20 protein-coding genes and 1 riboswitch are annotated in these 21,897 nt (G+C 38.2%); of the genes, 13 read left to right on the top strand and 7 right to left on the bottom strand.

Annotated features, from left to right (window positions below):
* Positions 1–2 precede the first annotated feature (2 nt).
* Positions 3–1,526, bottom strand: a complete 1,524-nt coding sequence (locus P9Q65_RS05230) for a hypothetical protein (RefSeq protein ID WP_304508318.1) — start codon at positions 1,524–1,526, stop codon at positions 3–5.
* Between the two features lie 239 nt (positions 1,527–1,765).
* Between P9Q65_RS05230 and P9Q65_RS05225 the strand changes: the two genes are divergently transcribed.
* The 4 genes from P9Q65_RS05225 to P9Q65_RS05210 all read left to right on the top strand — a co-directional run bounded on the left by P9Q65_RS05225 (position 1,766) and on the right by P9Q65_RS05210 (position 4,763).
* Positions 1,766–1,981, top strand: a complete 216-nt coding sequence (locus P9Q65_RS05225) for a hypothetical protein (protein ID WP_304508317.1) — start codon at positions 1,766–1,768, stop codon at positions 1,979–1,981.
* Positions 1,982–2,155: 174 nt separating this feature from the next.
* Positions 2,156–2,689 (top strand): rubrerythrin, encoded by a 534-nt coding sequence (rbr, locus tag P9Q65_RS05220; protein ID WP_304508316.1) that lies wholly within the window; start codon positions 2,156–2,158, stop codon positions 2,687–2,689.
* Positions 2,690–2,837: 148 nt separating this feature from the next.
* Positions 2,838–3,536 carry a DNA/RNA nuclease SfsA gene (sfsA, locus tag P9Q65_RS05215; RefSeq protein WP_304508315.1) on the top strand — a complete coding sequence of 233 codons (699 nt, stop codon included), beginning with the start codon at positions 2,838–2,840 and terminating at the stop codon, positions 3,534–3,536.
* A gap of 63 nt (positions 3,537–3,599) precedes the next feature.
* Positions 3,600–4,763: a D-alanyl-D-alanine carboxypeptidase family protein gene (locus P9Q65_RS05210; protein WP_304508314.1), complete on the top strand. Its 1,164-nt coding sequence runs from the start codon at positions 3,600–3,602 to the stop codon at positions 4,761–4,763.
* A gap of 160 nt (positions 4,764–4,923) precedes the next feature.
* On the opposite strand, the gene P9Q65_RS05205 is transcribed toward P9Q65_RS05210, so the two are convergent.
* The gene (locus tag P9Q65_RS05205) at positions 4,924–6,060 is read right to left on the bottom strand and encodes a GGDEF domain-containing protein (protein ID WP_304508313.1); all 1,137 of its coding nucleotides are present in this window, start codon (positions 6,058–6,060) and stop codon (positions 4,924–4,926) included.
* A 255-nt stretch (positions 6,061–6,315) separates the two neighbouring features.
* Here P9Q65_RS05205 and P9Q65_RS05200 point away from each other — a divergent pair, with 255 nt between their 5' ends.
* The gene (locus P9Q65_RS05200; protein WP_304508312.1) at positions 6,316–6,897 is read left to right on the top strand and encodes a LysE family transporter; all 582 of its coding nucleotides are present in this window, start codon (positions 6,316–6,318) and stop codon (positions 6,895–6,897) included.
* 329 nt (positions 6,898–7,226) lie between these two features.
* Here P9Q65_RS05200 and P9Q65_RS05195 read toward each other — a convergent pair whose 3' ends face one another.
* Together P9Q65_RS05195 and P9Q65_RS05190 are read right to left on the bottom strand one after the other, a co-directional pair.
* The gene (locus P9Q65_RS05195) at positions 7,227–7,451 is read right to left on the bottom strand and encodes an alpha/beta-type small acid-soluble spore protein (RefSeq protein ID WP_304508311.1); all 225 of its coding nucleotides are present in this window, start codon (positions 7,449–7,451) and stop codon (positions 7,227–7,229) included.
* A gap of 139 nt (positions 7,452–7,590) precedes the next feature.
* A complete protein-coding gene (locus tag P9Q65_RS05190) occupies positions 7,591–8,262 on the bottom strand; it encodes a Crp/Fnr family transcriptional regulator (RefSeq protein ID WP_304508310.1) in 672 nt (223 codons plus the stop codon).
* 124 nt (positions 8,263–8,386) lie between these two features.
* Between P9Q65_RS05190 and P9Q65_RS05185 the strand changes: the two genes are divergently transcribed.
* The 7 genes from P9Q65_RS05185 (at position 8,387) to P9Q65_RS05155 (ending at position 17,963) form a co-directional block, all read left to right on the top strand.
* Positions 8,387–9,079, top strand: a complete 693-nt coding sequence (locus tag P9Q65_RS05185) for a 4Fe-4S binding protein (RefSeq protein WP_304508309.1) — start codon at positions 8,387–8,389, stop codon at positions 9,077–9,079.
* Between the two features lie 565 nt (positions 9,080–9,644).
* On the top strand, positions 9,645–10,820 hold the full coding sequence (locus P9Q65_RS05180) for a cation:proton antiporter (protein ID WP_304508308.1): 1,176 nt from the start codon (positions 9,645–9,647) through the stop codon (positions 10,818–10,820).
* 504 nt (positions 10,821–11,324) lie between these two features.
* Positions 11,325–13,304, top strand: coding sequence for an excinuclease ABC subunit UvrB (gene uvrB, locus P9Q65_RS05175; RefSeq protein ID WP_304508307.1), 1,980 nt, complete (start codon positions 11,325–11,327; stop codon positions 13,302–13,304).
* Positions 13,305–13,334: 30 nt separating this feature from the next.
* On the top strand, positions 13,335–16,169 hold the full coding sequence (gene uvrA, locus P9Q65_RS05170; RefSeq protein ID WP_304508306.1) for an excinuclease ABC subunit UvrA: 2,835 nt from the start codon (positions 13,335–13,337) through the stop codon (positions 16,167–16,169).
* Positions 16,170–16,330: 161 nt separating this feature from the next.
* The gene (locus P9Q65_RS05165) at positions 16,331–16,639 is read left to right on the top strand and encodes a hypothetical protein (protein ID WP_304508305.1); all 309 of its coding nucleotides are present in this window, start codon (positions 16,331–16,333) and stop codon (positions 16,637–16,639) included.
* A gap of 156 nt (positions 16,640–16,795) precedes the next feature.
* Positions 16,796–17,461: a single-stranded DNA-binding protein gene (locus P9Q65_RS05160; RefSeq protein WP_304508304.1), complete on the top strand. Its 666-nt coding sequence runs from the start codon at positions 16,796–16,798 to the stop codon at positions 17,459–17,461.
* 16 nt (positions 17,462–17,477) lie between these two features.
* On the top strand, positions 17,478–17,963 hold the full coding sequence (locus tag P9Q65_RS05155) for a cob(I)yrinic acid a,c-diamide adenosyltransferase (protein WP_304508303.1): 486 nt from the start codon (positions 17,478–17,480) through the stop codon (positions 17,961–17,963).
* Between the two features lie 232 nt (positions 17,964–18,195).
* Here the strand turns inward: P9Q65_RS05155 and dapB are convergent, their stop codons facing one another.
* The 3 genes from dapB to P9Q65_RS05140 all read right to left on the bottom strand — a co-directional run bounded on the left by dapB (position 18,196) and on the right by P9Q65_RS05140 (position 21,071).
* On the bottom strand, positions 18,196–18,948 hold the full coding sequence (gene dapB, locus P9Q65_RS05150; protein ID WP_304508302.1) for a 4-hydroxy-tetrahydrodipicolinate reductase: 753 nt from the start codon (positions 18,946–18,948) through the stop codon (positions 18,196–18,198).
* 201 nt (positions 18,949–19,149) lie between these two features.
* Positions 19,150–20,034, bottom strand: a complete 885-nt coding sequence (gene dapA, locus P9Q65_RS05145) for a 4-hydroxy-tetrahydrodipicolinate synthase (protein WP_304508301.1) — start codon at positions 20,032–20,034, stop codon at positions 19,150–19,152.
* 38 nt (positions 20,035–20,072) lie between these two features.
* Complete coding sequence (locus P9Q65_RS05140) at positions 20,073–21,071, bottom strand: aspartate-semialdehyde dehydrogenase (RefSeq protein WP_304508300.1); 999 nt, start codon at positions 21,069–21,071, stop codon at positions 20,073–20,075.
* A 242-nt stretch (positions 21,072–21,313) separates the two neighbouring features.
* A riboswitch (Lysine riboswitch) is annotated at positions 21,314–21,491 on the bottom strand.
* A gap of 157 nt (positions 21,492–21,648) precedes the next feature.
* Between P9Q65_RS05140 and P9Q65_RS05135 the strand changes: the two genes are divergently transcribed.
* Positions 21,649–21,870 (top strand): small, acid-soluble spore protein, alpha/beta type, encoded by a 222-nt coding sequence (locus P9Q65_RS05135; RefSeq protein WP_304508329.1) that lies wholly within the window; start codon positions 21,649–21,651, stop codon positions 21,868–21,870.
* Positions 21,871–21,897: the final 27 nt, after the last annotated feature.

The raw sequence follows: 21,897 nt of genomic DNA, 5'->3' as shown, positions 1-21,897 counted from the left end.
TTTTAATGGTGGTCGTGATTACAGTTACAATCGTGGTGTTCATGGTGATGATGTTCGTGGCCACAGTCGCAATCGTGGTGGTGTTCCTCTTCGCCTTCTGGGGTGGCAATGGATTCATATCCGTGTTCGGCAAAAACCATGCCAACTTTATCAACAATTAAAATTCTTTGTTCATCGGTAGATACATTGTCAATGGCATCCATAATACGATCCATCAAATCTTTGACCGTGCCAATGGGAGGCAATGCGCTGGAAAGGGTTTGCATGGCAATTTTCCTTGTTTGTACAGGCAAGGTATCAAAGCTGTTTCTTGTTTTCTCGATAAATTTCTCAATCAAGCTATTTTTTTCTTTCTGGGCAACAGGGGGTAAATCCTGAGGCAGATTAAACTGGAACAATTCATCGTTAAGATTGCCAAAGAAACAATCACGAATAAATTCTTCAGTCATAAGAACCTTTTTGGTGTCTTCGTTAAAGTTTTCAAAAGAACCTACTGTTTTTAAAAGTTCGTATTCCTTACGGCCAATTTCATTGGCATGATCGATTACAGGTTCTACAGCTTGTTCTAACTGCTCGTTTAATGTATCCAAATAGGCTGCTTTTTCCGCTAAATTCCATTCTCCACCAACAAAATCACATACTGCGTGGTACAAATCGGCATACACCACATCTTTTTGTGTTAAATCGGCAAAGGTATAGGTTAGGTAGAATAAAAGAATTAAAGAGTTGATATCGTGAAGAATACAGGAGAAATATTCTTCGATATTTTCTAAGTCGTCCAATAGTTCAGTCATTTCATCATAGGCAGTAGCAAGCGCTTCATCTGTTAAATTGTGGGGCAAAATTATACGTTTTTTCCCCAATACTTCGGCGATTTCTCCGAAGTATTTCCCATAAAGTTCATTGGATTCCGGGCAACAAAAACCTTCAAAGGTTTTCAATGATTTCTCGACAAATTCTTTGCTTTCTCCTGCAAAAGCAGCGTGTAAAGACTGTTTTACTTCACCATAAAATTTATCTCTGGTCATGAAAATAGGGATACACTTTAAAAGCTGTCCCATATAATTGTTTTGCTCCAATGCTGTTTCTGCGCTTTCCATAAAGGCATGACAGTCAGCAAAAAATAAAGACCATTCCACCTGCTTTTGCGCAACTTTATCTTCGCTATATTTTCTAATTGCAATTTGATCGCTGATAATGGTGGAAACAATATTCCATTGAGAAAAATAGCTATATACAATTTCATAAATGGATAAAAGCTGTTTTTTTAGATCTACGCATTCCGCTAAAGCATGGGTACGTGCTTGGGTATTGCTTTCCAGCAAATCTTCCAAGTCAAGGAGATAAGTGCGGATTTTTTTTCTGATCTCGGCAATATCCGGATGGATTTCATATGGAAGAGCAGTAATACCTTTTTCTTCCTCCTCCATTGCGCTCATTAAGAGCAACAGCAGGCTGCCAACAGCTTGCTGATAAATATAGTCTGCCGAAAGGTTTTTTATTTGTTCCTCTGTATGATTTGTCAAAAGAAGTTCTCCTTTCAAGTTTTAAAATGGTCATAGTAAGTTATTACCTATTATCGCATCTATTATAAAGGAACTTTTTAAAAAGTACAACGAAACTTTTTATAATGAGAAGGAAATGGTGTTGCAATATCTTTCAAAAAAGATAGTGGGCAAATTTTCTTATATCCTGAGATACTTGTTTATACTCTTTTTTTCATTGCTATGGTATAATAAAGAAAGAAAAAATGGAGGTAGAATTTATGAGCGTAATGTTTTTGATTGGTATTTTTGTGATGATTTCCATATTTGGAGGACTTATATTAGCAGGTTTGGCAATTTGGGCTCTGGCTACGAAGAAAGAAACATTACCCAAATGGGGAAAAGCTGTTCTTTGGCTGTTTGTTGTTTTGGCTATCGTTTTATTGATTACAGGAATTATTAGTATATTAGCAGTTATAGGTAGATTTGTAATATAAATACACCTTGGTTTTATAAGGTTTTAAAGATAATTCTGAAAAAAATTTAAAATGTTTTTTATAATTCATGTAAATTTTGAAGGCTCTCCAGAGTGGAATTTCTACCCATTTTAAGTATTTTTTTCATAGTTTGGGGAAAACTGTGAAGGAAATACATCTTAGGAGGGAAATTATATGGAGCTAAAGGGTAGTAAAACAGAGCAAAATCTTATTTCTGCTTTTGCAGGGGAATCTATGGCGGCAAACCGTTATAGGCTTTATGCGGAAAAGGCGCATGAAGAAGGCTATGAGCAAATTAAAAGCATTTTCCAGGAAACCTCGGACAACGAGGTGCAGCATGCAAAGCGAATTTTAAATTTTATTCAGGGCATAGGTAACACAGTGGAGAATCTGAAAGCCGGTGCCTATGGCGAGCATGAAGAATGGACACAAATATATAAGGAAATGGAAGCAGTTGCAAAAGAAGAAGGCTTTGCTGAGATTGCAGCTTTCTTTAAAAACGTCGCCACGGTGGAAAAGGAGCACGAAGAACGTTATCAGGACTTACTGCAATTATTGCAGGAGAAAAAGGTTTTTCAAGGTGACGAAAACACTGTCTGGGTTTGTAGAAACTGTGGTTATGTTTATGTTGGCAAAGAGCCCCCCAAAAAATGCCATGTATGTATGTATCCACAGGGGTATTTTGAAAGAAAGGCAGAGAATTATTAATATTAAAAAGGAGGGTTTCCTCCTTATACATAAAAATACATGTTACAAAGCAAAGAACTCCATTTTATGATTCTAGCTTGGATTGGTGATTTAGCATTCCGGGAATGTTTTATAAGACAGGGGGTTCTTTTCAAATGGAGATTATATTATGATTTATGAAAATATAAGAGAAGCTGTTTTTTTACGTCGGGAGAATCGTTTTTCAGGTTTTGTGCTTTTGGAAGGGAAAGAAACGCAGGTTCATGTGAAAAATACGGGGCGTTGCAGGGAATTATTGCAAGAAGGTGCTAAGGTTTATTTAGAACCTGCTCAAAACCCTGAACGTAAAACAAAATACTCTTTGATTTCTGTTTATAAGGGGTCTACGTTAGTAAATATAGATTCCCAGGCACCAAATCAAGTTGTTGCCGATGCCTTGGCGGAGGGGAAAATTGGGGAAATTGGAGAGGTTTCTGTTTTACGGCGTGAAGTTGTTTTTGGCAATTCCCGTTTTGATTTGTACTTTGAGGCGGGAGAACGCCGAGGGTTTATCGAAGTCAAAGGGGCTACTTTGGAGGAGGATGGAATTTGCAGATTTCCCGATGCCCCAACATTAAGAGGGCGGAAACATGTTTTGGAATTAATTCAAGCAGTTGAGGCGGGCTTTGAGGCTTATGTTATATTTGTCATCCAGATGAAAGGTGTGAACGTTTTTTATCCCCATTGGGAGCGGGATGCCGCCTTTTCAGAGGCTTTGGTAAAGGCAAAGGAAGCCGGTGTAAACATTTTGGCATACGACTGTGACGTGGGCATTGATTTTTTACAGCTATCAAAAAAAGTTTTCTCAATTATAGAAAAACCAAGATAGGGTATATCCATCCCCATGAGGACATAAACTAATAAGGAATATAGTCTTTGGGGAGGAACGTGCATGAAAAAAAGGATATTGGCGGCAGTGACAGCATTCTTCTGTTTCCTGGCGCCCTTTTCTGTTTGTGCGGAGGAAGGCGGCAGCGGCGGTTTAGAACTACAGTCAAAAAGCGCTGTTTTAATGGATCAGTCCACGGGTACTGTAATATTTGAAAAAAACAGCCATGAGCAAATGCCCCTTGCCAGTGTAACGAAAGTAATGACTTTATTACTGATTTACGAGGCTCAGGCAGATGGTAAGTTTGAATGGACAGATACGGTACAGGTCAGCGATCATGCAGCGGCAATGGGTGGTTCTCAGGTGTTTTTAGAGCCGGGAGAAACGCAGACGGCGGCGGATATGACCAAGTGTATTGCCATTGCATCGGCCAATGATGCGGCGGTGGCCATGTCGGAGTTTGTTGCCGGAAGCGAAGAAGCATTTGTTGAAAAAATGAATGAAAGAGCAAAGGAATTGGGCATGGAGGACACCAATTTTATAAATGCCTGTGGTTTGGATGCAGATGGTCATGTTTCCAGTGCGTACGACATTGCTTTGATGAGTCGAGAGTTGATGAAGAACTTCCCGGAAATCCAAGAATATACAACCACTTGGATGGATACCATCACTCACAAAACAAAAAAAGGCGAGTCGGAGTTTGGCTTAACCAATACCAACAAGCTAATTAAATGGTATGAAGGTGCAACGGGGTTAAAAACAGGTTCTACAGGCAAGGCTCTGTATTGTTTGTCGGGTACAGCGGAGCGAAATGACTTGGGCTTAATTGGCGTAGTTATGGCAGCCCCTGATTATAAAATTCGCTTTCAAGAGGTGATGAAGCTATTTGATTATGGCTTTGCAAACTATACTGTAGAGAAAGGCTATCCTGTTGGTCAGGATATGGGTATGATTCCTGTGGAAAAAGGAATGAAGGAAAGCATAAATGCTGTTGTGAAAGATGAAATTTCTGTACTGATGAGTAAGGAGAGTAAGGGAGAGTGGGAAACAAAACAGGAAATATTACCTATTGTTAAGGCGCCTATCGCCCAAGGCTCCAAGGTTGGTGAATTGATCTATATTTTGGACGGTAAGGAAGCAGGCAGAACGGATTTAATTGCTTCTGAATCTGTGGAAAAGGCAAGTGTACATATGATGCTTCAGCGCATGATGAAGCTTTGGTGTTAAATAGAGGCCATAGAAAATCCTCGGTTTTAAAATGTATTTTATCATATTTCGGTAAAAAAAGAACATCCAAGATACCATAAGGTATTATTGGGTGTTCTTTTTTTAAAAAATCCCATGGAGAATCTAAATAAATTAAGAGGTCTAAATTTGTGAAGGTGTTCTAGCATTGGGTTTTCTTTTTTTCTTCTTTATCGCAGTACATTTTTTTATCGGCTGCCTGCACAAATGTTTCAATTGATGTTGCGTCTTCCTCACCGTAGATGGAATAACCTACACTTAAGGAGAGGGTATATGGTAAATTCCCAGAAATTTCAACCAGAGAGACATCAATTTTTTGAAGGTAAGGCAGAACTTCACCTTCTTCCTTTGCCAATATTACAGCAAATTCGTCTCCGCCATATCTGGAAAGAAATGCTTTTGTATTGGAAAAAATGTCTTTTAGGACTTGTGCAACAATAATCAGGGCTTTGTCGCCTTCCATATGACCAAAAGTATCATTTATTTTTTTAAAGTTATTAATATCAAAGAAGATTAAAAAAATTTTTTTCTGGTTTGAAGATTTTGTGATTCTTTGCAAATATTGTTCAAATTGCCTGCGATTATTCAACTGTGTCAAAGAATCTAACTGAATTTCTTTTTTCATACTACCCAGAAAAAACATCACAATGGAAATGATTATAGTAGTGGTAGCAACATGAATTTTTGGAAATATAGTCTCTATTCCTTTTCCGAATAAAGGTAGAAGAGAGTAAATAAACAGATGCATGGAGTTTTTTTGTTTTTCTAAGTCAAAGTCTTTTCTAAACTGAATAAAGGAGGCAATTGCACCCGTGAAGATATACCCATAAACAATAATATTTTGCAAAAAAAACAAATCACTTTGGGTGTTCCGATTTTTTTCATTAACATAGATGATCCAATGCGTAAAAGGTGAGCAGAGAACCATTACAGACAAAAAAACAATCGGCATGGATGATAGAATTCGGATGGAAAGACTGCATGGTATATCCTGACGGAGTTCATGGCAAATAAAAATAAGCCAAAAATAACCACTTATTGATGAAAAAAGAAGAAAAGCAATGGTGATAAAAAAATGAACATAGTAAGTAGCTTGTGAGGTCATGTTCCCTGTAAAATTAAAAAGGATACCTGCTATCAAGGAGATTAAAAAGAAAATCACCACTTTATATAAAGAACGATTATTATTCAGTCCGCGACCTGATAGTTTGCCATCAAAAATCATGACAACAAACAATATAATCCCCAATAAATTAATTTCTGTAATTCCAGCTTTCATAGGTCTCCCCCCGAAAAGTGTTTCTAAAGTATCTATAAGTTAAAAGAAATCAGAAAAAACGGTTAAAATTTCTGGATTTTTTGAACCATGAAAAAGAAAGATTATATTGACATTATGTATTTGTTCAAGTACAATGTAAAAAATTTAAAGATACTAAATAAATTGAATACAGAAGTTTCACCAAAAAAAGTTGATATTCTGTTGAAATCTAAATTTGGTGAATATACAAAAGATAAAAATTGGGAGGTACTGTTTATGTTTCATTGGATTAATTTTTTGACGTATGCGGTAATCACCACAGCTACGCCGGGACCCAACAATATTATGTCTATGTCAAATGCGGGACGAGTGGGACTGAAAAAATCTTATCCTTTCAATTTGGGGATTTGGGTAGGCTTTTCGTCGGTCATGATCATTTGTACTGTGTTAAGCAGTGTATTAAATGCGTTAATGCCTCTTATTAAAACGCCTATGCTTATGCTTGGAGCGGCATATATGCTTTATTTGGCATATAATACATGGAAAAGAACAGGAGAAATTGGAGAAAAGCAAGTCAAAAATGGGTTTTTGTCTGGCTTGCTGTTACAGTTTATTAACCCCAAAATTTATATTTATGGGATGGTTTCCATGGAATCTTACATATTACCCTATTTTCATGATAGTCCAATAAAGCTTCTTGGCTTTGCTGTGTTGTTGGCTTCAATCGGTTGTTTTTTTAATCTTTGTTGGGCTGTATTTGGTTCTGTGTTCAGGCGATTGTTTTCTCGTCATGCAAAGGTAATCAATATGGTGATGTCTTTACTTTTAATTTATTGTGCAGTTTCGTTGTTTTTATAGGGGGTGCCTTGGTCAATTGTTATGGTTTTGTGATTGCGGTAAAAGGGGAGTTTTACATAAAATTTTTGCATTATATTTTTATGTAATCCGGTACTTTATTATATGCACAATCGAAAGAACTGTTAAGCGTGTTGGTTGGAATTGATTCATTATTTTTATAAATTTATTTACTGGGAGTCTGGAATTAAAGTGTTTTTGAAAATCATGAAGAAGAGCCTGAAGTAAGTTTACTTCAGGCTCTTCTTTTGCCTCATACAAATGATTTGAGAGACAATCCAATCGCTTATTCTATCCAATTGTAATTAAGTCAGCGAAACATGAGCGTTTCATTAGCCCTGAGTTTTGCCTGCCATTGCTCTTTCCTGAGCTTCGATCATTTTTTTAACCATATAGCCGCCAACGTAACCGTTCTGTGCGGATGTTAAGTCGCCGTTGTAGCCCTTTTTCAAAGGTACGCCGATTTCATTTGCTACTTCATATTTGAACTGTTCCATAGCTGCTCTAGCTTCAGGTACGTTCATTTTGTTGCTTGTGCTGTTAGAAGATCCACTCATTTTAATTACCTCCTTGAAATAACTGTGTTTTTGTGTTGCACTAATATTATTACACAGTCAATCCTAATTATGTAGGAACATATTGGAATGAGTTTCTTTGGAATTCGATGTGCATTTTTATAAAGAGCAATACTAATTTTTATTGCGTAAAATTATTTTTTAAACGGAATGTATTTTTGTGATACGTTAAATAATCCTCATTTTGCAGCCTAGAAAGCTCTTGTGACATGGCACTGCGATCCACCGCTAAATATTCAGCCAGCTGCTGACGGTTAAAAGGAATTTGAAACGTGGAAGAACTTGCTTTTAAAGATTCAGCGGAAAGATAAGAAAGTAATTTTTCTCGGGTTGTTCTTTTTGTTATATGTTCGATTTTTCCCGTTAACATTAAATTTTTTTCTGCCAAAACAGAAAGCAAATTCCGAATCAAACGGGTATGAAATACACAGGCGGAGGAGCAGGTGTTTAATATTCGCTTGATATCCAAAAATAAAACAGTAGTTGCCTCTACGGCAAGAGCGCTGACGGTTAAGTCCTCTTGAATCGTACAGGCGAAGGATTCCCCAAACATTTGAGAAGGGGTGATATCACTTAGTATGGTTCGATTGCCCCAAAAATCATCCTTTACAATATGCACGCAACCTGATAAAACAAGCCCCATATAGTCAATAGTTTCGCCCTGTCGAAGAATTATTTCATTTTTAGAATATTTTTTTTCTACGGCGTCAAGGCAGCCAAGCATAGACTGAATATCATTGATTTCTATGCCTGAAAAGAGAGGAGATTTTTTTAATATAGAAAAGTAATTCATAAAAACCACCTTTTTGTTGTATTTACAACAGAATTTTTATGCTTATTATAGTATTCTTTATTCAGAAAGACAAGAAGAAAATAAAAACAGAAAACAAATTAAAAATATATTGGGGGTAGAGAAGATGAAAAGAAGAATTATTGAAATAAATCAAGATAAATGTAATGGATGCGGATTATGCGCTACGGCGTGCCATGAGGGTGCCATAGCTATGGTTGAAGGAAAAGCGAAACTGATTCGAGATGATTACTGTGATGGCCTGGGGGATTGCTTGCCCACTTGCCCTACGGGGGCTATCCAATTTGTAGAGAGAGAAGCATTGCCCTATGATGAGGAAGCGGTTAAGAAAAATATGGAGGAGAAGGCGCATTCATGCGGCTGCCCAGGCAGTCAGCCCCGAGCGCTGGAAACGCAAGCAGTGAAAATCCAACAGCCTAAGGGAGAAACTGCAAAATCTCAGCTTAGACAATGGCCTGTTCAAATTCAATTGGCACCCACGCAGGCACCATATTATGAAGGTGCAAATTTATTAATCGCTGCAGATTGTTCTGCTTATGCCTATGGAGATTTTCATAATAAATTTATGAAAAATAAAATAACCCTCATCGGCTGTCCAAAACTGGATATGGTAGAGTATGCCCAAAAACTTCAGCAAATTATTATGTTAAATGAAATCAAAAGTGTGACCGTTGTAAGAATGCAGGTTCCATGCTGCGGGGGAATCGAAATGGCAGTGAAAACTGCGCTGCAAAATAGCGGAAAGTTTCTTCCTTGGCAGGTAGTAACAATTTCTACACAAGGTGAAATTGTTGAATAATCAAAAGCAACTCCTTTTATTGAAAATCAATAAGAGGAGTTTTTTATTGTCATTTTAAATTTACCAGCATATAAGTAATAGTTAAGAAGGCAGAACCCTGAATTTCCTTAGGAATAAACATGGAAACGATGTTTTAGATTATTTTTGAAATTAATTTTTGCAAAGCATGACAGCTTATATAGTAATTTATTTGTTGGAAAACAGTGATTTCTATAGTTTTTTTAATTTGTTTGTAATAAATTAGAAAAAATTAATCAAACTCAGATATTTTAATTTTGTATAAATCGATGAATATATGGAAATATAAATGTATTTTGATTAAAACATTGAAACAAAAGAAAGTAAAAGACAAAATTGATTTAAAAAAGCACCAAAATTTATAGTTATTACCATTAAAAAAGAATTAAAATAACAAAAAAAACTTAATGTTGCGTTTTTATGAGCAGACATCTTTATTTGGATCTCATTAAAATTACTTGAAAAAAGAAAAATCAAAGTTTATAATTTCACCAAAACCAATAATTGGTTTTATTTGATGAAACCAAAGAAAAGAGATGATTATTACATGGAGTCTTATAGTTTTTTACTTGTATTGGCGTTAATACTATTCTCTACTAAAATTTGTGGTTTAATGACGGAGAGAATTAATTTACCTCAGGTTTTAGGTGCCTTGGCAGCCGGTGTCATTCTTGGGCCAAGCGGCTTTGGGATCATTCAGGAAACGGATTTTTTAATGACTGCCTCGGAAATCGGTGTAATTATGCTGATGTTTAGCGCAGGGTTGGGTACAGATATAAAGGAATTGAAAAAAGCTGGAGGCGTTTCACTGTTTGCTGCGTCCTTAGGTGTAATTTTGCCTATTCTTCTTTGTGGTGGCCTATATTACTTCTTTTATGAAGATGGTATGAATTACATGAATATGATCAGAACCATATTTGTGGGTGTTGTTTTTTCTGCAACATCTGTTAGTATTACCGTTGAAACCCTCATTGAAATGGGCAAGATAAAAACAAAGGTTGGTACAACAATTATTGGAGCAGCGATTATTGATGATGTCATCGGGATTATCGTATTGTCAGTTATTTCCGGTTTGAGCGAGGGCGGTTCCGGACATCCACTCGTTGTTTTGGCTAAAATTGGAGGCTTTTTCATATTTGTGGCAATTGTAGGAATGATTGTGCATTATGCATTTAAAATGCTGAATAAGCATCACGGAAAAAGTAAGCGTGTTGTTGTTTGGTCTTTGGCATTTTGCTTTTTAATGTCGTATATTGCCGAAAAATATTTCGGCGTAGCAGATATTACGGGTGCATATTTTGCCGGATTGACACTTTGCAATATTACGAAAACCAGAGAATTTGTGACCGATAAAATTTCTGTTGCGTCTTTTCTTTTCTTTTCCCCTGTTTTTTTTGCAAGCATTGGGATCAATACGAATGTTACAGGGCTAAATAAGAGTGATTTGATTTTTGTTTTGTTAGTTTTTATTATTGCAACGGCGACAAAAGTAATTGGTTGTGGCGGTGCAGCAAAACTGTGCAAAATGACAACACAGCAGGCTTTAGGCGTTGGGGTGGGTATGGTTTCCAGAGGTGAGGTTGCTTTAATGGTTGCGCAAAAGGGACTTTCTCTGCATATGGTATCCCAAGAAGTCTTTCCGGCCTTAATATTGGCTATTGTTGCAACGGTGTTTATTACGCCGATTCTGTTAAATATCGTGATGAAAAATTATGTTGAGTAGAAATTTGTGATGATTTCGAATGTAAAATTTGAGATAAGCCAAGGCTATTAATGGTATCTGCAAAGAGAAATGTAGATACTATTTTTTTGTGAACGAATTCTTATTCTGTCGGATTTGGGAGTCTATTTTCAAGAATCGGATAAAATTTAATTTTTGTAATTTATTTAGGTAGAAAAAGGGACAAGATGAAATTGAAGGCTTAAGTAAGGAAGTTCCATAAATGATGGTCTCAAAAGATAAAAGTAGAAATCTCCTAGGGAATGGGAGGAACGGTTTGCAATGTTACTTGAAAAGAGAATTTACTTTCCCTAAAATAGGGAATTTAGAACTAATGTTTGTATTTTGTGCTATACTTTTTGAAACATATGTGTTATAATTTGCAGATAAGCAAAGCTAATTTGTCTATTAAATTGCAATGGGAAATTTTATTGTTGCACAAAATTTATTATAAATAAAAACGAATGATTATTTTGAACATAGACGAATTTTTTCGGAGGTGAAAAAATGGAATTTAAGGTTCAATCTCAGTATAAGCCTACGGGAGATCAACCGCAAGCAATTGAAAAGCTTGCGGAAGGTTTTCAAGAAGGTAAGAGATTTCAAACACTGCTGGGCGTTACAGGGAGTGGTAAAACTTTTACCATGGCAAATATTATTGAAAAATTACAAAAGCCTACCCTTGTGATTGCTCATAATAAAACCCTTGCGGCACAGCTTTATAATGAGTTGAAAGAGTTTTTTCCCGATAATGCAGTGGAATATTTCGTTTCCTACTATGATTATTATCAGCCTGAGGCATATGTTCCCAGTACAGATACCTATATTGAAAAGGATTCTTCCGTTAACGATGAAATTGATAAGCTACGGCACTCTGCAACGGCGGCTCTGGTAGAGAGGGAAGATGTTATCGTTGTTGCCAGTGTTTCTTGTATTTACGGCTTAGGTGACCCCGAGGAGTATTATGGAATGATGCTTTCTTTACGCCCGGGGATGGAAAAGGATCGTGATGAGGTGCTGCGTAGCTTAATCGAAATGCAGTATGACAGAAATGATATGAATTTTGAAAGAGGTTCTTTTCGTGTGCGAGGGGATGTGGTGGAAATTTTCCCTATCGGTTCATCGGAACATGCCGTTCGGATTGAATTTTTTGGAGATGAGATAGAAAGAATAACGGAAATAGATGTTTTGACGGGAGAAATTTTAGGGACAAGAGCGCATATCTCTATTTTTCCCGCTTCTCACTATGTAACATCTCGAGAGAAGCTGACTCAATCTATTGAACGTATTGAAGCGGAGCTTAAAAATCGCTTAGATGAGCTTCGCAGAGAGGACAAGCTGTTGGAAGCCCAACGATTGGAGCAAAGAACAAATTATGATATTGAAATGATGCGTGAAATGGGATTTTGCACGGGGATTGAGAATTATTCCCGTCATTTGTCTTTAAGGGAGGCGGGGAGTACCCCCTTTACGCTGATTGATTTCTTCCCTGATGATTTTTTGATTATTGCGGATGAGTCTCATGTTTCCATCCCTCAGATTCGAGGGATGTATGAAGGAGATAGGTCCAGAAAGACGACATTAGTGGATTTCGGCTTTCGTCTGCCCTCTGCTTTGGATAACCGTCCATTAAAGTTTCCGGAATTTGAAAGTAAAATTAACCAATTATTATTTGTTTCCGCCACGCCCTCTGTGTACGAAAAGGAGCATTCGGAACAAATTGCAGAGCAGATTATTCGCCCTACCGGACTTTTAGACCCGGAAATTTCAGTTCGTCCCATTGAAGGGCAGATAGATAATTTGATGACTGAAGTGAAGAAAACAACCTCCGCCGGGCAAAAGGTGCTTGTAACCACGCTTACGAAGAAGATGGCGGAACGTTTGACGGACTATATGCGTGAGGCCGGTGTTCGGGTACGGTATCTTCATTCGGATATTGATACATTGGAGAGATTGGAGATTATTCGAGATTTGCGTTTGGATGTTTTTGATGTTTTGGTAGGCATAAACTTGCTGCGTGAAGGGCTGGACATTCCGGAAGTGAGCCTGGTTGCCATCTTGGATGCGGATAAAGAGGGCTTTTTGCGTTCGGCGACCTCTTTGATTCAGACTGTAGGCAGAGCGGCAAGAAACGCGGAAGGCAGGGTAATTATGTATGCCAATGTGATGACGGAAAGCATGGAGAAGGCCATTACGGAAACGAACCGACGCCGCAGTATTCAGGAAGCCTATAATGATGCCCATGGTATTGTGCCTCAAACCATTCAAAAAAAGGTTCATGATATTATTCAAATTAGCAAAACTGCTACGGAAAAGCAGAAGTTTGGTTTGGATAAGGACCCTGAGTCAATGAGCCAAGAGGAATTAAAGAAGCTTTTGCAAAAGATGAATAAAGAAATGAAACAAGCGGCTGTGGAGTTACAATTTGAGCGTGCGGCAGAGCTGAGAGATAGGGTATTGGAATTGAAAAAAATGTTGGAAGAATGATAGACGGTATTTCCGCCTTTAGGAGGAACTATGAAGGATAAAATTGTAATTCGGGGAGCTAGGGAGCATAATTTAAAAAATGTGGATCTAACTATCCCAAGAGATAAACTGGTTGTATTTACGGGAGTCAGCGGCTCGGGCAAAAGCTCTCTGGCCTTTGATACCCTTTATGCAGAGGGGCAGAGACGTTATGTTGAATCTTTGTCTTCTTATGCACGTCAATTTTTAGGGCAGATGGAAAAGCCGGATGTTGATTTAATCGAAGGTCTTTCTCCTGCGATTTCTATAGATCAAAAGACAACTAGTCATAATCCCCGATCTACAGTGGGAACTGTAACGGAAATTTATGACTATTTACGTTTGCTATATGCCCGTATTGGTATTCCCCATTGCCCAAAATGTGGAAAAGAGATTAAAAAGCAAACCATAGACCAAATTGTAGACCGTATCTTAGAGTTGCCTGAGCGCACAAAGTTACAGCTTCTTGCCCCTGTGGTTCGGGGGAGAAAAGGAACTCATGTTAAGCTTTTGGAAGATGCGAAAAAAAGCGGATATGTTCGTGTCCGTGTAGATGGCTTTTTATACGACCTATCGGAAAAAATCGAACTGGAAAAAAACAAAAAACATACGATAGAAATTGTAGTGGATCGTTTGGTAATAAAAGAAGGAATTCAAAAGCGTTTGACAGAGTCCATAGAAACCGTATCAGCTTTAACCGGCGGACTTTTGGTGGTGGATGTGAATCAAGGGGAGGAGGAATTGGTATTTAGCCAAAATTTCTCATGCCCTGATTGTGGCATTGATTTAATGGAAATTGAACCTCGTTTATTTTCTTTTAATAACCCCAGTGGCGCCTGTCCTACCTGTACAGGTTTGGGGATGCAGATGAAATTTGATGAAGGTCTGATTGTTCCCAATGACAGTCTTAGCATTTTAGGGGGAGCCATTGTTGCTCCCGGCTATAATTCCATTTCTGCAAAGGACAGCATGAGTCGTGTGTTGTTTGAGGCTTTGGCAGAAAAATATAATTTTTCTCTGGATATACCTTTTCGTGAGCTCCCGGATAATATACGAAAAATTATTTTCTATGGAACAGGTGGAGAAAAAATCCGTATTACTTATACCAATTATCGTGGAACAGGTACCTACGATTATGATTTTGACGGTTTAATTCCAAATTTGCTGCGCAGATATAACGAAACTTCGGAAACTATGCGCGGAGAATATGAAGAATTTATGACGAACATACAGTGCCCTGTCTGTCATGGACAGCGTTTGCGTCCTGAAGTTCTAGCTATTACCGTAGGAGGAAAAAATATTTCTGAGTTAACAGAACTTTCTGTGGCTGAAATACAAAATTTTTTCCAAAATCTTCAACTCAGTGGAAGGGAAGAAATGATTGGTCTGCGAATTTTAAAGGAAATCAATGCGAGGATTGGTTTTTTGATGGATGTGGGGCTGGAGTATTTAACGCTTTCCCGTACCGCAGGAACGCTTTCAGGAGGGGAAGCGCAAAGAATCCGATTAGCTACCCAAATCGGCTCGGGCTTGGTTGGGGTTGTGTATATATTGGATGAGCCCAGTATTGGCTTGCATCAAAGGGACAACGACAAGTTGCTGAAAACATTACAGCATCTTCGGGATATTGGTAATTCGTTGATTGTGGTTGAGCATGATGAAGATACCATGTTTGCGGCGGATTGTATTGTAGATATTGGCCCGGGGGCAGGGACAGATGGCGGTGAGGTGCTCTGTGTTGGCAGTGCAGAAGAAATTATGGCTTGTGAACGCTCTATTACGGGTGATTACCTCAGTGGCAGAAAGAAAATTGAGGTGCCGAAAGAACGCAGAACCTTCTCATCTGATAATGTAATTAAAATTAAAGGTGCAACGGAAAACAACTTGAAGAATATAGATGTGGAAATTCCTTTAGGTGTATTTACCTGTATTACCGGGGTCAGCGGTTCAGGGAAAAGCTCCTTGGTCAACGAAATATTATATAAGCGTTTGGCAAGAGACCTAAACCGTGCAAAGCTAAGACCAGGTGTCCATAAAGATATGGTTGGACATGAAAAGCTGGATAAGGTAATTGATATTGACCAATCTCCCATTGGGCGTACACCGAGAAGCAATCCTGCCACCTATACGGGGGTTTTTGATATGATCCGTGATGTATTTGCCCAGACTACGGAGGCAAAGATGAGAGGCTATCAAAAAGGCAGATTTAGTTTTAATGTTAAGGGTGGGCGTTGTGAAGCCTGTGCCGGAGACGGAATTATAAAAATTGAGATGCACTTTTTGCCGGATATTTATGTACCTTGTGAAGTTTGTCAAGGGAAACGGTATAATCGTGAAACGTTGGAGGTAAAGTATAAAGGCAAGACTATCGCCGATGTATTAGAAATGACGGTGGAAGAGGCATTGGCCTTCTTTGAAAATATTCCTCGTATTAGGACAAAACTCCAGACCCTTTATGATGTTGGTTTATCCTATGTGAAGTTGGGGCAATCCTCCACCACACTTTCCGGAGGGGAAGCACAAAGGGTAAAACTGGCAACGGAGCTGAGCAAAAAAAGTACAGGAAAGACGATGTATATTTTAGATGAGCCGACAACGGGACTGCATACTGCTGATGTGCATAAATTGGTACAAATAATTCAACGCCTGACAGAGGGTGGAAATACTGTGGTAGTCATTGAACATAATCTTGATGTGATTAAAACGGCAGACTACATCATCGATTTAGGACCTGAGGGCGGAGATAAGGGTGGAACCATTATTGCAAAGGGAACGCCTGAAGAAATTTGTTTGGTGGTGCAGTCTTTTACAGGAAATTATTTGAAAGACATTATGAGTAAAAATTAAAATACAAAGAATATAGTGGGAAAGTCGGTTTTTTTGACATTTCCTACTTTTTTGTTATAATACAGAAAAAGGTTGTTGCACAAAAGAAATGTTTATATTGACAAGTCGTTTAGAAATCATTACCATAAGTATATAAGATTTTTGGTTATGTGGAGGAAGGTATGGCGAAGGGAAAAGAACCAGTACAGGAATTTGTACAGGCAAGCAAAAAGGTGGCCGATTTATTTGGCTGCGAGAGGGATTTCTTTTTAAAGCCTCTTTTAGAGTTAGAATGGACAGTGCGTCAGGTTGATGATTTTTACTTCCTCTGTTATTGGTTGGAGAACAACAAAAAAGTCGAAGCAGTGATTGTTAAGAAAAATGGGGAGCCATTAATATACAAAACAAAAGATTACTCTATGATCGTAGCTATTGATTGCGTGAAGATAGGGTTTATTTTCCGTAATGGAAAAGAAGCTTCAGACCTCTGACAATGATGGTTATGACTACGGCAAAATGTACCTGAAGAAGGTCTAAAAGAGTTTTTTTACATTTGGACTTCTAAAGGTTTGTTTTTTTGCGTAAACTGAAATACAGAAGGAAGCATTGCCGAGGAAAAAAATCGGCATAGAAAAGGGGAGAAAGTGATGCATATGGATGGATTGCCGGAAAACAACAATGTTGCCATTGCCGGTAAAATCGTGGAGGAATGTGTGTTTAGCCACGAGGTTTATGGAGAGGGCTTCTATACGTTTAAGATAGCATCTGAGCGTCTTAGCGATCAGGCTGACATCCTTCCGATCACCGTTTCGGAAAGATTGATAGACAAAGATCAGCTGAAAATTGGTGTTTGTGTGGATATTCTTGGACAACTTCGCAGTTATAATAACTACAATAGTAGGAAGAATAGACTTGTGCTTACTGTTTTTGCCAGAGAGATCTGTATTTTAGCTGAAGAGGAAAAAAAGAATATTAATCAAATTTTTTTGAATGGATTTATCTGCAAAGAGCCAATTTATAGAAAGACCCCGTTTGGTCGGGAAATATCAGATGTTTTGGTTGCAGTAAACCGTGCATATAACAAATCCGATTATATTCCTTGTATCGTATGGGGGCGTAATGCTAGATATATGGCAAACCTTAAAGTGGGCGCGAACATTAAAGTTTGGGGTAGAATACAAAGCAGAACTTATCAGAAAAAGATGGGCGAAATGATTGAAGAACGTATCGCCTATGAAGTTTCTGTGTCTAAAATAGAAATTCCCCATGCTGATGAAAAAACAGATGCTGTAGAAAATACAACCGAAGAATAGCAGGAGTTGAATTAAAGTGAGACAAGGACAGATTTCCGTTTATTACGGCGCAGGCAAGGGAAAAACCTGTGTGGCTGTTGGTAGAGGCTTGAGGGCTATTGGCGATGATATGCGTGTTGTGATGATACAGTTTATGGATTATCATAATACGAAAGAAATTGAGCTTTTAAAAAAACTGGAGCCTGATTTTCGTATTTTCCGTTTTGAAAAACAACGGGAAGAGCAAGAACTTGATGAGTCGGCTCTCAGGGAAATGAGTAGCGAAATAAAAAATGCTTTTAATTTTGCCAGAAAAATTGTGGATACAGGGGAATGCGAAATGCTTCTTTTGGACGGAATTTTAGAGTGCATTAAAAAAGGGTTCCTATCTGCGGAGCAGTTAGATGAGTTATTGGATCGACGCCCTGAGTATATGGATATTATCTTAACCGGAGATTCTTTGCCTCCAACCATTGGGGAGCGAGTGGATTGTATTTATCAGTTGAAGGCAGAAAAACAATAAGTCTTCTGGAAAGGTTTTTGATTGAACAGAAGAAATGCGAAGACAATATGGGGAAGGCTTTGCTTACCTTGTATTGAAATTTTTCGCATTTATATGTTTTTGATAAGCTTGGATTCCCGATAATAGAGGAATCATGTATTCAAAAAAGAAATTTATAATTAAGTTAGAAATCCACCACTAAAAGGAAAAATCCTTTGGTGGTGGATTTTAAATTTGTTATAGGGGGTATCATTTATGCTAAAACATCCTTCATGGAATAAAGCCCTGGACCTTTGAATGCCAGATATTTTGCTGCTTTTACGGCACCTACTGCGAAAACTTCACGAGAGGTGGCACGATGACTTAATTCGATAACTTCATCTCTGCCGGCAAAAATTACGTCATGATCCCCTACAATATTACCTCCACGTACAGCATGAATACCGATTTCCTTGCGGTCTCTTTTTTCGTTTGTTTGCGAACGGTCATATACGTAGTGGAATTGCTGATCCATAGCATCGTTGATTGCATTTGCCAGTGCCATTGCGGTACCACTGGGTGCATCAATTTTCTGATTATGATGCTTTTCTACAAGTTCAATATCAAAATTTGCGTCATACAACACTTGCGCAGCTTTTTGAACCAGATCAAGCAGTAGGTTTACGCCGATAGACATATTTGCAGATTTTAACACAGCCACACTGTTGGAAGTTTCTTGCAGTAATGCCGTGGTTTCATCGTTGAGGGCGGTGGTACAAACAACGACAGGAATGTTTTTTGTCTTTGAGAACTCCAATAAAGCGGGTACAGCGATAGCTGTGGAAAAATCAATTATTACATCAGCAGCAACATTACAATCTGCAGGTGTGGGGAAAACGGGGAAGCTAGCCTCGGGCACTCTTGGATCAATGCCGGCAACGATTTGGCAGGCATCATCATTTGCAACAATTTCGGCTACAACCTGTCCCATTTTACCACCGCAGCCATGCATGATAATTTTAATCATATTTTACACTCCTTTAAAATCAAACCTTTATCACTGCTCTTTGAACCAAGAATTGGAAATTACAATGTTCTTGCGTCAAAAAGTCGGTTTATTTCATTGACTGATGACAGTCGCCTTTTGTAATAGATCATTTTTAAAGCTTGTACATAATTTAATTTGTTAAAATGCGGCAAAGTTTTATCCTTTGCCGCAAGGGAATTTTTACGAAATCAAACCATAATTTTTCATTGCTTTTTTCAAAGTTTCCAAGTTTTTATCTTCCATAGCACAAAGGGGCATACGGCAAGGACCAACTTCGTAACCCATTAAATCTAAGGCGGTTTTAACAGGAATAGGATTTACTTCGCAAAACAGGGCAGAAATTAACTCGATTACACCTAACTGCAAATCAATTGCGCCCTTAACGTCGCCGCCCAGGAATTTTGTAACCATATCATGGGTTTGCTTTGGAGCAACATTGGATAGGACAGAAATAACGCCTTTTCCGCCTAAAGAAAGAATTGGCAGAATTTGATCATCATTGCCGCTGTAAATATCAAAATCAGGGCCAATCAGGGAGGCAATTTCAGCTATCTGAGATAGGTTTCCGCTTGCTTCTTTCACAGCAACAATATTTTTTACTTTAGATAACTCCAAAACTGTTTTTGGTGCAATATTACATCCGGTACGACCGGGAACATTATACAGAATAATAGGAATTGAGATGCTTTCCGCTACAGCCGTGTAATGCAGAATTAACCCTTTTTGTGTTGCTTTGTTATAATAAGGGGTTACCAGTAAAACAGCGTCAGCCCCTACTTTTTCACAAGCTGTTGCCAATTCGATGCAATGGGCAGTGTCGTTGCTGCCCGCGCCGGCAATGACTGGCACACGGCCATTTGTAACTTCAACGGCAAAACGCACACATTCGATTTGTACCTCATCGGACAAAGTAGATGCTTCACCGGTAGTACCACAAATAATTAGTGCATCAGATTCGTTGGAAAGCTGGAATTCGATCAGTTCTTTCATTTTTTCAAAATTAACAGTACCATCGGGGAATGTAGGTGTAACCAAAGCAACACCAGCACCTGTAAAAATTGACATAATGCAAGCACCTCCAAAATTTTTGTTATAGGATATAGTTATGCGTTCATATTTTTAATAATTTCTTCTGCAATTTGAACTGCGTTTGTTGCGGCACCCTTGCGGATGTTATCGGCAACTACCCAAATGTTTACGCCGTTTTCAACACTTTCATCACGGCGAATACGGCCGATAAAAACTTCATCGCGACCTGTCGCGCTGACAGCCAAAGGATATTCATTGTTATTAGAGTCATTCAGCAAAATAATGCCAGGTGCATTTTTCAATGTTTCGATTAACTCATCTAACGCAAAGGGTTTTTCAAACTCCAAGTTAATGGATTCACTGTGGGAGTTAAAAACAGGTACGCGTACGGTGGTAGCTGTTACTTTCAAGTCATCATTGTGAAGCATTTTTCTTGTTTCGTTTACCATCTTCATTTCTTCTTTTGTATATCCATTTTCCAAGAAAACATCAATATGTGGTAAACAGTTATTTGCAATAGGGTGAGGGAATTTTTTGGGTTCCTCGCCCTTTAAGCCGTTTTCAAGATCCATCCAACCGGCAAGACCTGCACCGCTAACTGCCTGATAGGTTGAATATACAACACGCTTAATTTTATATTTGTCATCCAAAGGCTTTAATGCAACCACTGCCTGAATTGTAGAGCAGTTAGGGTTTGCAATAATGTTTTTGTGCCAAGAAATATCCTCAGGATTTACTTCCGGTACAACCAGGGGAACTTCTGGATCCATACGCCATTGAGAGCTGTTATCTATTACAATGCATCCATGGGCTGCTGCAATAGGCGCAAATTTTTCGCTTGTACTGCCACCTGCAGAAAATAAAGCAATATCAATGGGTTTATCAAAAGAGTTTTCTGTCAATTCTTCAACGATATAATCTTTTCCGTTGAAGGTGATGGTTTTTCCTGCGGAGCGACTGGAGGCCATAACGTAAAAATTTTCAATGGGAAGCTGTCTTTCTTCTAAGACTTTTAGAAAAGTTCTGCCAACCATTCCTGTCGCGCCAACTACTGCCAGATTAATTTTTTTCATTTTCTTACTTCCTTCTTTCTTAATATAATAATATAAAAATGTAGGTTTGTGCGAAGAATTTAAAAATTAAAAGAGGTTTCTGCCACCGTTTAAATTTAGATGGACATAGTAACTTTATAATGATATCTTCGCTGTTACGGAGCATATGTGTTCCAAAGTTGTGGTTTCACCATAAACAAAAAAAGCCGACCAGCGCCGACTTCCAAATTTTGCATATACCAAAAAATAGTTTTGCAAAAACTTAGTTTTGTAGCGCTCCATTGGGAATACCAATGACAGTTGGACGGCTATTAACCGGACAACCAGAGACAAAAAAATAAGGTTTTTTCTCTCTTCGGCGTTTGCCCCTTTCGGCGGACGACCATTATCCCTTATGATATTCGCCCGTGTACTCTTGAAAAACGCACCTCTACTTTAAGAACTATTTACTTAATCCATAGTCTACCATTAGAAAGGTAATCTGTCAAATGATTTTCGTTCATAGACAATAATTTTTTTCACAGGGACATAAATATGAAAAAAAATTTTACTAGTTGGCAATACTTTAAAAAAGAAATAAATAAAAGGGGGATTTATGATGAGTCAAAAAAAAGAACTAACGGAAGCACAAAAGCGAGACATTGCTATGAAGTACGAAATTGCAGAGGAACTGGGCTTGTTGGAAAAAGTGGAACAGGTGGGGTGGAAAGGCCTCACGGCAAAGGAAAGCGGGCGTATTGGTGGAATTATGGGAAAGAAAAAGAGGGAGACGGCTGCAAAGACCAAAACCCCTTGCAATACATCCGAGGAAAAGTTATAATAATAATGAGAAAATAATGGTAAATTT

It is taken from the genome of Anaerotignum sp., assembly GCF_030625865.1.
Lineage (GTDB): Bacteria > Bacillota > Clostridia > Lachnospirales > Anaerotignaceae > Chakrabartyella.
Note: the sequence above shows the minus strand (reverse complement) of the source record. Positions and strands in the feature narration are given on the sequence as shown.

Bases quoted from the DNA above. Each gene is read 5' to 3' on its own strand.
- P9Q65_RS05225 (WP_304508317.1), top strand. From the start codon at position 1,766: ATGAGCGTAATGTTTTTGATTGGTATTTTTGTGATGATTTCCATATTT.
- rbr (WP_304508316.1), top strand. From the start codon at position 2,156: ATGGAGCTAAAGGGTAGTAAAACAGAGCAAAATCTTATTTCTGCTTTT.
- sfsA (WP_304508315.1), top strand. From the start codon at position 2,838: ATGATTTATGAAAATATAAGAGAAGCTGTTTTTTTACGTCGGGAGAAT.
- P9Q65_RS05210 (WP_304508314.1), top strand. From the start codon at position 3,600: ATGAAAAAAAGGATATTGGCGGCAGTGACAGCATTCTTCTGTTTCCTG.
- P9Q65_RS05205 (WP_304508313.1), bottom strand. From the start codon at position 6,060: ATGAAAGCTGGAATTACAGAAATTAATTTATTGGGGATTATATTGTTT.
- P9Q65_RS05200 (WP_304508312.1), top strand. From the start codon at position 6,316: ATGTTTCATTGGATTAATTTTTTGACGTATGCGGTAATCACCACAGCT.
- P9Q65_RS05195 (WP_304508311.1), bottom strand. From the start codon at position 7,451: ATGAGTGGATCTTCTAACAGCACAAGCAACAAAATGAACGTACCTGAA.
- P9Q65_RS05190 (WP_304508310.1), bottom strand. From the start codon at position 8,262: ATGAATTACTTTTCTATATTAAAAAAATCTCCTCTCTTTTCAGGCATA.
- P9Q65_RS05185 (WP_304508309.1), top strand. From the start codon at position 8,387: ATGAAAAGAAGAATTATTGAAATAAATCAAGATAAATGTAATGGATGC.
- P9Q65_RS05180 (WP_304508308.1), top strand. From the start codon at position 9,645: ATGGAGTCTTATAGTTTTTTACTTGTATTGGCGTTAATACTATTCTCT.
- uvrB (WP_304508307.1), top strand. From the start codon at position 11,325: ATGGAATTTAAGGTTCAATCTCAGTATAAGCCTACGGGAGATCAACCG.
- uvrA (WP_304508306.1), top strand. From the start codon at position 13,335: ATGAAGGATAAAATTGTAATTCGGGGAGCTAGGGAGCATAATTTAAAA.
- P9Q65_RS05165 (WP_304508305.1), top strand. From the start codon at position 16,331: ATGGCGAAGGGAAAAGAACCAGTACAGGAATTTGTACAGGCAAGCAAA.
- P9Q65_RS05160 (WP_304508304.1), top strand. From the start codon at position 16,796: ATGCATATGGATGGATTGCCGGAAAACAACAATGTTGCCATTGCCGGT.
- dapB (WP_304508302.1), bottom strand. From the start codon at position 18,948: ATGATTAAAATTATCATGCATGGCTGCGGTGGTAAAATGGGACAGGTT.
- dapA (WP_304508301.1), bottom strand. From the start codon at position 20,034: ATGTCAATTTTTACAGGTGCTGGTGTTGCTTTGGTTACACCTACATTC.
- P9Q65_RS05140 (WP_304508300.1), bottom strand. From the start codon at position 21,071: ATGAAAAAAATTAATCTGGCAGTAGTTGGCGCGACAGGAATGGTTGGC.
- P9Q65_RS05135 (WP_304508329.1), top strand. From the start codon at position 21,649: ATGAGTCAAAAAAAAGAACTAACGGAAGCACAAAAGCGAGACATTGCT.